A 12783-nucleotide genomic window follows, 5' to 3' on the forward strand; every position below is an offset into this window, starting at 1 on the left:
ACCCAGACGCCGACCCCCACACCCTCGGCCAGCCCGACACCGACACCAGGCTCCGTCTGCGTGACCGCCAGCAACTACGCGCACACCACCGCCGGCCGGGCCCACCAGTCCGGCGGATACACCTTCGCCAACGGCTCCAACGACGCCATGGGCCTGTGGAACCTCTTCGTCACCCACACGCTCCGGCAGACCGGGCCGAACCACTGGGTGCTCGCCGACGGCGCCTGCTGATCTCTCCTCCCCCGGACCGCCACGTGGTGAACCGACACATGGCCGCAGGGTCGGGTATGGGCCGGGCACGCCGTCACGCCGATTCCCGTACCGGCGGGCGGACCCGCACGTACGGGCCGCCACGGAGCGGTTTCACGGCGCGGAACGCGACCACGAGATGGCGAGACCTAACACCACGTTCCCACCCGTTGTGGGGACACGGCACATGGAACGCCCACAGGACTTTGCCTAGCCTTTGCGCCAATCCGGTCAGGTCATTCGCCTGCACTACCCCCTATCTCCTCGATGCCAGCAGAAAAGAGTTGACCATGGGTCGAAAGCGTCACCAGGTCCGGTTGCCCGCGGTTCTGACCGCCGCGACGGCCCTGCTCCTGGCCGCGGCGTGCGGCAGCCCCGGTACCGCCGAATCGGGGAGCGGCGGCACCGGCTCGACGGAGCCGATCAAGGTCGGTCTCGTCTACTCCAAGTCCGGCCCGCTGGCCTCGTACGGCAAGCAGTACATGGAGGGCTTCCAGGCAGGGCTCGACTACGCCACGAACGGCAGCAAGAAGATCGGCGACCGCGCCGTGGAGGTGACGGAGGTCGACGACGCCGGCGATCCCGCCAAGGCGGTGTCGGCGGCGAAGGACCTGATCGGCAAGGGTTACAAGATCCTCGCCGGTTCCACCTCGTCCGGCGTCGCCACGCAGGTCGCGCCCATCGCCGAGCAGAACAAGGTGCTGTTCATCTCCGGCCCGGCCGCCACCGACGCGGTGACCGGCGCCGGCACGTACACCTTCAGGTCCGGCCGCCAGACGTCCCAGGACATCAACACCGCCGCCGCCTTCATCGGCGACGTGCAGGGCAAGAAGGTCCTCGTCTTCGCGCAGGACAGCGCGTTCGGCCAGGCCAACGTGGCGGGTGTGCAGGCCGTGCTCGGCGCCAAGGGCGCGAAGGTCGAGCCGCTGCTCGTCCCCGCCAGCGCCACCGACTTCACCCCGTTCGCCACCCAGGCCAAGGAGGCCAAGGGCGACCTGCTGTTCGTCGCCTGGGCGGGCACGACCGCGCAGGCCATGTGGACCGCGCTCGGCCAGCAGGGCGTCTTCGAGGCGACCACGGTCGTGACCGGCCTGGACATCACCGCCACCTGGCCCGCGTACGGCCCGGTCGCGGACAAGGTCAACTTCCTGTCCCACTACTTCGCCGGCGCGGCGGGAACCGAGCAGGAGAAGGCCATGACCGAACGCGTCACCAAGGCGGGCGGCACCGTCGACCTGTTCACCGGTGACGGCTTCACCGCCGCCCAGATGATCGTGCACGCCGCCGAGAAGGGCGGCGACCCGGACGCGATGGTCCAGAGCCTCTCCGGCTGGAGCTTCGACGGCGTCAAGGGCAAGATGACCGTCCGGGCCGAGGACCACGCCCTCCTCCAGCCGATGTTCCAGGCCAAGCTGACCGGCGGCGCGACGCCCACGGCCGAACTGGTCAAGAAGCTCGAGGCCGACGCCGTCGCGCCCGCGGTCGCGACGAAGTGACGAGTACCGTGGCCGCCCCCGCCCGGCCGGTCCTGCGTGTACGCGGGCTGAGCTGGGCGGTCGGCGGCGCCCAGATCGTCTCCGACGTCGGCTTCGACGTGGCAGAGGGCGAGTTCGTCGCCGTCATCGGCCCCAACGGAGCGGGCAAGACCTCGCTGTTCAACCTGATCTCCGGGCTGACCCGGCCGACCGCGGGGACGATCGAGCTGGACACGCTCGACATCACCCGCGTGGCGCCGCACCGGCGGGCCCGGCGCGGGCTCGGCCGTACCTTCCAGTCCTCCAGCGTCTTCCCCGCGCTCACCGTCGCGGAGAACGTACGGCTGGCCGCCGCGGCCCACCGCGGCGCCTGCCTGCGGATCTGGCGCCGGGCCGAGTCCGACCAGGCGGCGTGGCACGCCACCGCGGAGGCACTCGAACGCGTGGGGCTCGCGCACCGGGCCGCCGAGATCGCCGGTTCGTTGTCCCACGGCGACAAGCGCAAGCTGGAGATCGCCATCCTGCTGGCCACCGACCCTCGCATCATCCTGCTGGACGAGCCCATGGCCGGGGTCGGCGTGGCGGACGTGCCCGCGCTCACCGAGGTCATCCGGGCCGTACACCGCGAGCAGGGGCGCACGGTCCTGATGGTGGAGCACCACATGGACGTCCTGCTCGGCCTCGCCGACCGGGTCGCCGTCATGCACCACGGCAGCCTGCTGGCCCTGGACGTGCCGGACGAGGTCATGGCCAACCCCGTCGTGCAGGAGGCCTATCTCGGGGAGGCGCTGTGACGCCGCTGCTGGAGATCGCCGACCTCCACGTGCGGATCGGCAGTTCGCACATCCTCCAGGGCATCGGCTTCGCCGTCGCGCCCCAGGGGGTCACCGCCGTGCTCGGACGTAACGGCGCGGGCAAGACCACCACACTGAAGGCCGTGCTCGGCATCGTGCCCAAGACCGGCACCGTACGGCTGGACGGCGAGGAGATCGGCGGCCTGCCGACCCACGCGATCGTCCGGCGCGGCCTCGGCTACGCGCCCGAGGACCGCAACGTCTTCGCCGGGCTGACCGTGACCGAGAACCTCCGGCTCGCCGAGCGCGGGCGCGGCCCCCACCGGTACGACCTGGTCTACGAGATGTTCCCCGAGTTGAGGCAGCGGGGCGCGCAGCGCGCGGGCACCTTGTCCGGAGGCCAGCAGCAGATGGTCGCGATCGGCCGCACGCTGCTCAACGACAACCGGATGCTCCTGGTGGACGAACCCACCAAGGGCCTCGCGCCGAAGATCGTCACAGAGGTCGCCGACGTGCTGGAGCGCGCCGCGCGCGAGGTGCCCATCCTGCTCGTGGAGCAGAACCTCGCGCTGGTGCGCCGGATCGCCGACCACGTCGTCGTCATCGAGCAGGGGACCGTGGTGCACACCGGGGAGGCGGATTCCCTGCTCTCCGACCCCGACCTCACCCGCGAACTCCTGGGGGTGGCATGACCAACCGAAGCACGCGAGCCGACAGGCGCGACTCCCCCCGCGAACTCCTGGGGGTGGCGTGAGCAACGTCGTGCTCCTCGCGCTCACCGGCCTCGGCCTGGGCGCGCTCTACTTCCTCATCGCGTCCGGGCTGTCGCTCATCTTCGGCCTGGCCGACGTGCTGAACTTCGCCCACGGCCTGTTCCTCGCCGTCGGCGCGTACGGCACCTGGTGGTCGTCGGCCCATCTGGGTCTCGGCTTCGTCCCCGCCGTCGTGTTCGGCGTGGCGGCCGGTACGGCGACCGCCGTACTCGTCGAGATGCTGCTGATCCGGCCGCTCTACCGCAGGACGATCGAGCAGGTGCTGGTCACCGTCGGTCTCAGCCTCGCCGGGGTGGCGCTGCTGCAGGCCGGGTTCGGAGCCGACCCGCTGACGTTCCCCCGGCCGGAATGGGCCACCGGGACCACCCGCGTGCTCGGCGCGATCGTCCCCAACGACCGGTTCCTGCTGATCGGCGCGGCCGTGGTGGTGCTGGTCGCGATCCAGGTGTTCCTGCGCCGGACCCGGTTCGGCCTGATCGTCCGGGCCGGCGTCGAGGACCGGACCATGGTCACCGCGCTCGGTATCAACGTGCGCACCGCCTTCACCCTGGTGTTCGCCATCGGCGGCGCGGCGGCGGCGCTGGCCGGAGCGCTGGCCGGGGTCTACTTCGGCAACGTGTCCCCCGGGCAGGGCACCTCCTTGCTCATCTTCGCCTTCATCGTCGTCGTCATCGGCGGCATGGGCTCGGTCACCGGCTCGGCGGTCGCCGCCGTCCTGGTCGGCCTCGTCCAGCAGTTCACCAGCTTCTACGCCGCCGCCGGTGTCGGGGAGGCCTCGGTCGTGCTCCTGCTCGCCGTGGTCCTGCTGGCCCGGCCGGGCGGTCTGGCAGGGAGGTCCGCGTGACCACGACAGCCGATGTCCCGGGAACCGTGACCGTGGACGACATCCGGCCGCGTCCGGCCTCGCCCCGCACGCGGTGGCTGCGCCGGGGCGTGCCGCTCGCGGCCGTCGCCGTACTGGCCGTGCTGCCGTTCTCGACGGTGAACCTGCCCGCGCTGCTGCCCGGTCCCGTCAACAGCCCGGGGTCGTTGCAGCTGCTCGCGATCTGCCTGGTCTTCGCCGGGCTCGCGGCCACCTACGACCTGCTCTTCGGCCGTACGGGGCTGCTGTCCTTCGGGCACGCGCTCTACGTGGCGCTGGGCAGCTACACCGTCAACATCGCCGTGACGAAGCTCGACCTCGCGCTGCCCGCCGCGCTGCTGCTCGCCGTACTCGTGGGCCTGGTTGTGCCCACGCTGCTCGGCGCCGTGGCGCTGCGGGTGAACGGCATCGCCTTCGCCATGGTGACGCTGGCCACCGCGCAGGTCGGCTCCATCCTGGTGATGAGCGACCCGGGCAGGCTCACCGGCGGCGAGGAGGGCCTGCCGCTCGCGCCGGGCGCGATCCCCGGTTTCCTCTCCGGCGTGGCCAACACCGCGAACCTGTACTGGCTCGCCCTGGGCTACGTGGTCGTCGTGCTCGCCGTGATCGCGTGGGTGGTGGAGTCGGAACCCGGCCGTGTCTGGCAGGCGATCCGCGAGAACGAGCGCAGGGTGTCGGTGCTCGGCCTCCCGTCGTACCGTTTCCGCCTGCTGTCCTTCGTCGTGGCGTCCTTCCTGGCGACGCTCGGCGGGGTCGTCCACCTCTTCCTGGTCGGCGGCTCCAGCCCGCAGATCACCACGTCGAACTTCACCCTCGCCTTCCTGGTCATGGTGGTGCTCGGCGGTACGGGAAGCCGGTGGGGCGCCATGCTCGGCGGCGTGCTGTACACCTACCTCGACCACCGGCTCGCCGCGCTCGGCACCTCGGACGCCGTCGCGGGCCTGCCCGAGGTGCTGCGCGCGCCGTTGTCCGAGCCACTGTTCGTGCTCGGTGTGCTGTTCATCGTGATGGTGTACTTCCTTCCCGGCGGTCTGGCCAGCCTCGCCACCCGCCTGCGCGGATCCGCGAAGTGACGGAGCCGTCGTTCTTTTCCGGGTCTCCCGTACGGAAGAGAACGACGGCCTCTCACTCCGGGATCATCCACGCACGGGTGTTCCGAGAAATTCGGATGACCACCCCGGCTCGGAGGGCCTTTCCGGCCTCGCCGTCGCGTTCCCCACATGCGATTCCAACAGTGGCCGACATTTCAGCATGTGCCCCATTTGACACACTTCCAAAATTGTCAGTGCCGGTAAATAAGCTCAGGTCATGGCGACTCCGAAATACGAATACACCCCCGAACTCCTCGCCGAAGCGGCCGCGAACTCCCTCAGCATCGCCGACGTGCTGCGCCACCTCAACATCAAGTGGACCGGCGGATCCCATGCCCACATCAGCCGCCGCCTGAAGCACTTCGACATCGACACCTCACACTTTCTCGGCCAAGCCCGCCACCGAGGGCAACCGTCGCCACGGAGGCTCCACCCCGACCAGATCCTGGTCGTTCTTCCCGCTGGATCACCTCGGCCTAAGCGGGTACAACTCAAGCGCGCCCTTCTCGCTGTCGGTGTGCCCTACCGCTGCGATGGCTGTAAGATCGAGGCAGCCTGGCAAGGACGCCCGATCACATTGCACGTCGATCACATAAATGGAGATTGGCTGGACAACAGGAAAGAGAACCTGCGCTTTCTTTGTCCGAATTGCCATTCCCAAACGGATACCTACGCCGGCAAGAACAAGGGGTCGTAGCCCAACGGCAGGAGGCAAATGGTTTAGGTCCATTTCAGTGCGGGTTCGAATCCCGCCGACCCCACAATTCTCACACGAAAGCCGCCTCTCCCGAACGAGGGGCGGCTTTCGTGATTTCGGTGAGACCGCCGGAAAAGGGCCCCCGTCACGCTCGAAGAGCCCGAAAAAGGCGCTCGTGGCTCGGCGCGGTCACGCGGCCGGCGTGTCGATGGAGATCTGCCAGAGCAGCGTGGCGGCCTCGGGATCGAGCGCGTACGCCGCGACGCCACGGCGGGTGCCCGGCTGATGCGGCGCCGCCTCGTCGCAGTCCTCGAAGTACCTGCCACCGACGCCGTCGAGCAGCGGAGACGTCGCGACCAGCACGGACGTGGCGGCGCCCTGCTCCGGCGTCTTCCATGTGACGGCCGTCGGTCCGCCGCTCAGGACGCGCATCCGGTCGAGATCCTCTTCTGTGATGTAGCGCTGCAACCTGGTCCGGATCCCGCCCGGCATCAGCGCGTTCACGGTGATGCCGTCGTCCGCCCAGCGCCTCGACGCCTCGACCGCGATCGCCAAGGACGCGGGCGTCGGCATCGGCGCGCTCTACCGCCACTTCCCCACCCGCGAGGCGCTCGTCGAGGCGACGTACCGCAACGAGCTCGAACGGCTCTGCGACGCGGCCGCGGACCGGCTGGGCACCCTGCCGCCGGACCGGGCGATACGCGCCTGGATGGATCGGTTCGTCGACTACATGACGACCAAGCGCGGCATGTCCGACGCGCTGCGTGCGAAGGCGCCGGTGCCGCCGCCGGGACCGTGCGGTCGGAGCCCGTTCCGGACCACGTTCCTGTCGAAGCGGCTGAACGACCGTCTTGATCACCCGGTTGGTGCCCTCGGAGCCTGCGTTGGTGATCCCGGTGCGGATGAACGCGCAGATCTCCGGCCACCAGGTCTGCGCCGTCGTGGCCGGCCGCTCCAGTTCGGGCAGGCCCGAGGCAGTGTGTGCGCCCCGCCACCGCTCACGGCTTCAGCTCGAGCCTCTTCCTCGACGCACCCGGGAACACGACGACCAGGTGCTCCTCTCCTGCATCGCCGACCCGCACGTAGACACGGAGCCGGTAGCGGCCCTTCCCCGCGATCGCCAGGTTCGGCATCGGGGCACCCGCGCCCACGTCTCCGCCCTCGCCCATCTCCGGCACGGTGAGCTGGCCGCTGCGGCTGATGATCGACACCTCGTTGACCTGATCCCACCCGGCCGTTCGCTGTGGCGGCGGGGTGCGGAAGGCCTTCACTGTAAGGCACAGATCAATGACGTCTTCGACATGCCCGATGAGCACCGCGCCGCCGGCCACCCCGATGAGGGCGCTGTCGTCGTAGGCCTTGTCCATCGCCTGTTCCGCCACCTCGTCGGCCGCTTCGTCTTCGGGGTCGTGGACCAGATAGCCGGGATCGCCGTCGGCGAACAGGAAGTAGTTGGCCGTGGCCTGGACGACACCCTTCGTCCGGGGCCACGGGTCGCGGCACTTCGCGTTCTTCTCGGCGATGTAGGCGGCGTTCGCCGCCTCCGTCTCCGCGGTCGACCGCAGCAGCTCGGGACGGGTCGCGCCGACGATCTCCGGGCAGACGTAGACGAGGTCCCACGGGTCCGCGCCCCAGGCGGGCCGCGTGCTCCCGGCCCGCGTCAGAATCGCCTCCTGCTCGTCGCGGTCCTTTGTACGGCACAGCGCCCGCCCATACGCGAGGATCTCCTGGTCCGACAGGTTGTCCGGGAACATGGGCGAGACTCCGCCGTCTGTGCTCCGCGCCCGGCACAGGAACGCGGCGTCGCGTTCCGCGGGTTCCAGGTCGCCGAAGCTGGGCCGGTCATAGCAGTCCATCGACCAGCCGGTGTAGGTGAGATGCGGGGTCTGCTCCGGGTGGGTCAGTGCGATGATCGGCAGTACGGCCACGGCCGCCACCGCGACGCGGATCACGCGCCGCCGCGCGGGCGGAAGGTCCGCCGGGCCGCCCTCAGCGGGCAGTTCACGGGCGGTCGCCGCGATCCACACGATGCCGACGAGCCCCGCCGCGTCCAACGCGACCAGCATCGCCAGATTGCCGCTGAAGATCCTTCCGGAGAGAACGTCAAGCGGAATCACCAGCGCGTAGACGCCCACCCACAACCACCCGGCGGCCTGCGTGCCGCGGCTCCACCGGCCGTCGCGCCGCTGCCCGACGACCGTGATGATGGTCGCCGCCACTCCGCCCAGTATCAAGCCCAGTTCGAGGATGTCGCCCGATCCAAGCTCTGGGAGGTCGAGTTCGTCGAGCAGTTCGTTGGCCATCCCGACCAGCTCGACCGCGAACATCACTCCGGCCGCCGCGCGCAGCATGCGGGACCGCCAGCGGATGACGAGCAGGTAGAGGACGTCGATCGCGGTCCACAGCACGAGCTGGGATGCCGCATCGACCGCGTCGGGGAGCAGCGCGATCGGGTACCACAGCACGAGGGTGTACGCCACCGCCAGATACAGCAGCCGGCGCAGCGCCTTCTCCCGGCGGTCCAACGGTCCCGGCGCGGGGGTACGCAGGATCAGCCACAGGAGCGCGGCCTTCACCAGGGCGGCCACGAGCAGCGCCACAACCGTCGGGGTGTCAAACCCACCGCGCGCGTAGAACCCCGCATAGGCCGACGGCGACCATTCGACGGCAACCCAGAGCCAGGTGTCGCCGAGCACCAGGCCCGCGACCGCCGCCGCAAGAACCAGACCTACTAATCCAATCCTGATAATCCGCCAGAAACTATCCGAAGGCACGGGACGCGATCTTAGTGCGGCACCGCCGTACAGGCGGGCACAGCGGAACGAGCGGTCTCGCCCCGCCGATCAGACTCCATGATCTGGATCCTCGACACCCCGCCGGACGGCCCTGCGGCCTGGGCGTACGGCCCGCACGTCAACGGCCTCGGGCACGTCGTGATCATCGACCGGCGGCGCCGTCGCCCGATCCTCACCCACGGCGTGAGCCGGGCACGATCGAGCTACTGGGAGCCGCCTGAGCGGGGGACCTCGCAGCGGAAGCCGGTCTCGGTGCGCTGGCACAGCTGTGACAGCTGCCCGCGCAGGTCGTCCATGCTCCGTTCCTGGCCGGACGACCGGTCCCACAGCCCGCGACCGTCCCGATAGTCCTGCTCCAGGGTCGCACCGTACTGGTGCCCGCGGCTCCAGAGCGCGGTGCCCGCGGCGACGGCGCCGCCTCCGACGATCGCGCCGATCAGACCGGCGACGATCAGTTGCCCGCCCCGTCCGCGCGCGAACGCGCCGAACCGGTCGGCACGCGACGCCCGCAGGCTCCCCGGTCCCGGGACACCCGCGCCGGGCGCGGTCCCCCAGCCCGGGGCGGCCCAGCCGGGACCGCCGGAACCGTAGGCGTAAGCGCCGGAAGCCGACGCGGCCCCGGAAACGGTCAGTACGGGCCCGAAGGCGGACGACGCGCCGCCGGAAGCGAATGGTGCGCCCCGGAAATGGGACGCCGGGGGGCCGAAGGCGGGTGGTGCGGCGGAGCCGAAAGCGGGTGGCGTGGCGGGGCCGTAGCCCCCTGGGCGCGGGCCGGGCGCTCCGGCGGGCGACGCGAACGGCCTCGTCGGGGGCGCGGCCGAGGGCCCGAACATCGGGTTGATCCTTGTCGGCGGCTGCCGACCCTCGTCGGCTCCACCCGCGACGGGCGTACCGGTTCCCGCCTCCCCATTGGCCGGCTCGGGCTTGGCGGACTCGGCCGTGACCGGCTCGGGCTCCTGATGCCCTTCGGGTGCCGTGTCCTCTGGGCCGCGCGGCTCGTCCTCTGCGCCGCGCGACCCGGCGTCGCGATCCGCCATCACACAGATCTCCCTTTACTCGCCCCCCAAGGGCTCACGAGAAAAGAATGCCCGACGACCCGTAAGAGTGGTGTAAATCGGGGCGAACCGCCATGCGACCACGGTCGTAGACAGGGATCCACCGAAGGGGGGAACCCCGCCTACCTGGGCATTACTTATCGTGGATGTCGTGTTCGGCAGACTGCGCGCCTGGAAGCGACGCCACTCCCTCCTCGTTGACACGCTCGCCCTCGTGCCGCTCGCGCCGATCGCCCTGTTCTCCGTGCTCGCCTCCGGCCTCCCGGCAGAGCGGGGGGCGAGCGAAATCAGTGCCGGCGGGGTGCTCCTGCTCTCCGCCGCCCTCATGATCCCGCTGGTCTGGCGGCGAAAATACCCCGTCGCCGTGTTCGCGATCGTGGCGCTGGTGAGCTTCGTCCAGTGGACGACGCACACCATCACACTGCCGATCAACATCGTGGTCCTCGTCGCGATGTACGGCGTGGCCGCCCGCCGTCCCCTGAAATGGGCGATAGCGGCGGCCGTGGTCACCGAGTTCGGCCTGTTCCTCGCCATGGTCCGCAACAGCGGGGACATCGTCACCGCCTGGCCCACGTCGTCCGTCTTCGTCATGGCGATCTGGGTCACCGGCATCTACGTCAACATGCGGCAGAGGTACGTCGAGAGCCTCCTGGAGCGGGCGGAGCGCGCCGAACATGAGAGGGACCAGCAGGCCCGCATCGCGGCCGCCGCCGAGCGCACCCGCATCGCCCGCGAACTGCACGACGTGGTCGCGCACAACGTCAGCGTGATGGTGGTCCAGGCGGACGGCGCCGGGTACGCCATCGACACCGATCCCGAGCAGGCGCGCCGTGCCGTACAGGCGGTGTCGTCGACCGGACGGCAGGCGCTGGCGGAGATGCGGCGGCTGGTCGGGGTGCTGCGTGACGACCGGACGTCGGCCGGGGAGTACGCTCCCCAGCCGGGCCTGCGACAGCTCACCGATCTCGTCGAGCAGGTCCGCGCGTCCGGGCTTCCCGTGGAGTTCACCGTGTCGGGGAGCCCGCAGGCCGTTCCCGAGGGGGAACAGCTGGTGATCTACCGGATCATCCAGGAGGCGCTGACGAACACGCTCAAGCACGGCGGGCCCGGTGTCCGCGCCCGCGTCCTGATGGAGTACGGCTCCAGCGATGTGACGCTCACCGTGACCGACGACGGCCGGGGCGCCTCCGCGGTGCGGGCCGAGGACGGCCACGGCCTGATCGGCATGCGGGAGCGGGTCTCGATGTACGGCGGCACGGTCCGGGCCGCACCGCATCTCGGAGGGGGCTTCCAGGTGACCGCCCGGCTTCCTGTCGGCCAGACGGCATGACCCGTGTGCGCGTATGCCCGTATGCCCGTATGAGCCTTATAACCCGTATGGCCCACATGTATGACGGACCTGTGACCACCACCCCGGCCGGACGCACCGACCACGAGCCGGCCGTCGCCGAACGAAACGAGGCACTGTGATACGCGTGATGCTGGTCGACGACCAGGAACTGGTGCGGACGGGCTTCCGTATGGTGCTCGGCGCCCAGCCGGACATCGAGGTCGTCGGCGAGGCGGCGGACGGCGTGGCGGCGCTGGAGGCGCTGCGCACGGTCGAGGCCGACGTGGTCCTGATGGACGTGCGCATGCCGCGCATGGACGGCGTCGAGGCCACCCGCCAGATCTGCGCGGCGTCGCCGGAGGCACGGGTCCTCATCCTCACGACGTTCGACCTGGACGAGTACGCCTTCGCCGCGATCAAGGCAGGGGCCTCCGGCTTCATGCTGAAGGACGTCCTTCCCACCGACCTGCTGAGCGCCATCCGTTCCGTCCACGCGGGAGACGCGGTGGTGGCGCCGAGCACGACCCGCCGGCTGCTCGAACGCTTCGCCGTACACCTTCCGGAGGAGGACCGCGCGCCGCACGACCTGGACGGGCTGACCGCCCGGGAGCGTGAGGTCCTCTTCCACGTGGCGCAGGGCTTGTCGAACACGGAGATCGCCGCGCGGCTGCACCTCGCCGAGGCGACGGTGAAGACCCATCTCGGCCGGGTGCTCGCCAAGCTGCGGCTCCGTGACCGGGCCCAGGCCGTCGTCTACGCGTACGAGACCGGGCTGGTCGTGCCCCATGGTGGACCCAGGTAGGAGCGAAACTACGCCAGAAGTCGCACACCGGCCGGTCGGGGTGGCCGAAGAGCGCAGATCAGGTCCCTTCCGCAAGCCGAGAGAACCGCAAGATCACGCCCATAGCGTTGGTCTCATGACGATGACTACGGACGTCCGGCAGGCCGTGACGGCACGGGGACTCACGAAGGTGTACGGCCAGGGCGACGCCGCGGTGCACGCTCTGCGCGGGATCGAGGTCGGGTTCGCCACGGGGGCGTTCACCGCGATCATGGGGCCCTCGGGCTCCGGCAAGTCGACGTTGATGCACTGCCTGGCCGGACTGGACACGGTCTCCGGCGGCGAGATCCACATCGGCGACGTCGAGATCACGAAGTTGACCGACAAGCAGCTGACGCTGCTGCGCCGCGAGCGCATCGGATTCGTGTTCCAGGCGTTCAACCTGCTGCCGACGCTCACGGCGGAGCAGAACATCAGGCTTCCCCTGGAGATCGCCGGACGGCAGGCGGACCAGGTCCTCTTCGACCGCGTGATCGACACGGTCGGGCTCGGCGACCGGCTGGGACATCGGCCGACCCAGCTTTCCGGCGGCCAGCAGCAGCGGGTCGCGGTGGCGCGGGCGCTGATCAGCAAGCCGCAGGTGATCTTCGCGGACGAGCCGACGGGCAACCTCGACTCGCGCAGCGGCGCGGAGGTGCTGTCCTTCCTGCGCCGGTCGGTGCGGGAGCTCGGTCAGACGATCGTGATGGTGACCCACGACCCGGTCGCCGCGTCCTACGCCGACCGGGTCATCTTCCTGCGCGACGGGCTGCTGGTGAACGAACTGCACCACCCGACCGCGCAGACCGTCCTCGACACGCTGCTGAAGCTGGAGGCCTGAG

At 70.2% G+C, this 12783-nt stretch carries 12 protein-coding genes, 1 tRNA gene and 2 pseudogenes; 11 read left to right on the plus strand and 4 right to left on the minus strand.

Annotated features, from left to right (window positions below):
- The 8 genes and pseudogenes from IMZ11_RS00005 to IMZ11_RS00040 all read left to right on the plus strand — a co-directional run.
- A pseudogene (locus tag IMZ11_RS00005) lies at positions 1-231 on the plus strand (esterase); the annotation flags it as partial.
- Between the two features lie 308 nt (positions 232-539).
- Positions 540-1745, plus strand: a complete 1206-nt coding sequence (locus IMZ11_RS00010) for a substrate-binding domain-containing protein (protein WP_228636651.1) — start codon at positions 540-542, stop codon at positions 1743-1745.
- Positions 1742-2518, plus strand: coding sequence for an ABC transporter ATP-binding protein (locus IMZ11_RS00015; RefSeq protein WP_228636652.1), 777 nt, complete (start codon positions 1742-1744; stop codon positions 2516-2518). Before IMZ11_RS00010 ends, IMZ11_RS00015 begins: the two co-directional genes overlap by 4 nt.
- Positions 2515-3210 (plus strand): ABC transporter ATP-binding protein, encoded by a 696-nt coding sequence (locus IMZ11_RS00020; protein WP_228636653.1) that lies wholly within the window; start codon positions 2515-2517, stop codon positions 3208-3210. Before IMZ11_RS00015 ends, IMZ11_RS00020 begins: the two co-directional genes overlap by 4 nt.
- A gap of 58 nt (positions 3211-3268) precedes the next feature.
- Positions 3269-4135 (plus strand): branched-chain amino acid ABC transporter permease, encoded by an 867-nt coding sequence (locus IMZ11_RS00025; protein ID WP_228636654.1) that lies wholly within the window; start codon positions 3269-3271, stop codon positions 4133-4135.
- On the plus strand, positions 4132-5226 hold the full coding sequence (locus IMZ11_RS00030) for a branched-chain amino acid ABC transporter permease (RefSeq protein WP_228636655.1): 1095 nt from the start codon (positions 4132-4134) through the stop codon (positions 5224-5226). Before IMZ11_RS00025 ends, IMZ11_RS00030 begins: the two co-directional genes overlap by 4 nt.
- A 235-nt stretch (positions 5227-5461) precedes the next feature.
- Complete coding sequence (locus IMZ11_RS00035) at positions 5462-5941, plus strand: HNH endonuclease signature motif containing protein (RefSeq protein ID WP_228636656.1); 480 nt, start codon at positions 5462-5464, stop codon at positions 5939-5941.
- Positions 5932-6005, plus strand: a tRNA-Leu gene (locus IMZ11_RS00040). Before IMZ11_RS00035 ends, IMZ11_RS00040 begins: the two co-directional genes overlap by 10 nt.
- A gap of 125 nt (positions 6006-6130) precedes the next feature.
- On the opposite strand, the gene IMZ11_RS00045 is transcribed toward IMZ11_RS00040, so the two are convergent.
- From IMZ11_RS00045 to IMZ11_RS00060, 4 genes and pseudogenes are all read right to left on the minus strand, one after another.
- The gene (locus IMZ11_RS00045) at positions 6131-6514 is read right to left on the minus strand and encodes a hypothetical protein (RefSeq protein ID WP_228636657.1); all 384 of its coding nucleotides are present in this window, start codon (positions 6512-6514) and stop codon (positions 6131-6133) included.
- A gap of 283 nt (positions 6515-6797) precedes the next feature.
- A pseudogene (locus IMZ11_RS46575) lies at positions 6798-6926 on the minus strand (transposase); the annotation flags it as partial.
- A gap of 13 nt (positions 6927-6939) precedes the next feature.
- On the minus strand, positions 6940-8715 hold the full coding sequence (locus IMZ11_RS00055) for a hypothetical protein (protein WP_228636658.1): 1776 nt from the start codon (positions 8713-8715) through the stop codon (positions 6940-6942).
- A 224-nt stretch (positions 8716-8939) separates the two neighbouring features.
- Complete coding sequence (locus tag IMZ11_RS00060; protein WP_228636659.1) at positions 8940-9773, minus strand: hypothetical protein; 834 nt, start codon at positions 9771-9773, stop codon at positions 8940-8942.
- A 169-nt stretch (positions 9774-9942) separates the two neighbouring features.
- On the opposite strand from IMZ11_RS00060, the gene IMZ11_RS00065 reads away from it, so the two are divergent.
- The 3 genes from IMZ11_RS00065 to IMZ11_RS00075 all read left to right on the plus strand — a co-directional run bounded on the left by IMZ11_RS00065 (position 9943) and on the right by IMZ11_RS00075 (position 12782).
- A complete protein-coding gene (locus IMZ11_RS00065) occupies positions 9943-11121 on the plus strand; it encodes a sensor histidine kinase (RefSeq protein WP_228636660.1) in 1179 nt (392 codons plus the stop codon).
- Between the two features lie 136 nt (positions 11122-11257).
- Positions 11258-11923 carry a response regulator transcription factor gene (locus IMZ11_RS00070; RefSeq protein ID WP_228636661.1) on the plus strand — a complete coding sequence of 222 codons (666 nt, stop codon included), beginning with the start codon at positions 11258-11260 and terminating at the stop codon, positions 11921-11923.
- 115 nt (positions 11924-12038) lie between these two features.
- Positions 12039-12782 carry an ABC transporter ATP-binding protein gene (locus IMZ11_RS00075; RefSeq protein WP_228636662.1) on the plus strand — a complete coding sequence of 248 codons (744 nt, stop codon included), beginning with the start codon at positions 12039-12041 and terminating at the stop codon, positions 12780-12782.
- Position 12783: the final 1 nt, after the last annotated feature.

This window comes from Microtetraspora sp. AC03309 (assembly GCF_020826795.1).
Lineage (GTDB): Bacteria > Actinomycetota > Actinomycetes > Streptosporangiales > Streptosporangiaceae > Microtetraspora > Microtetraspora glauca.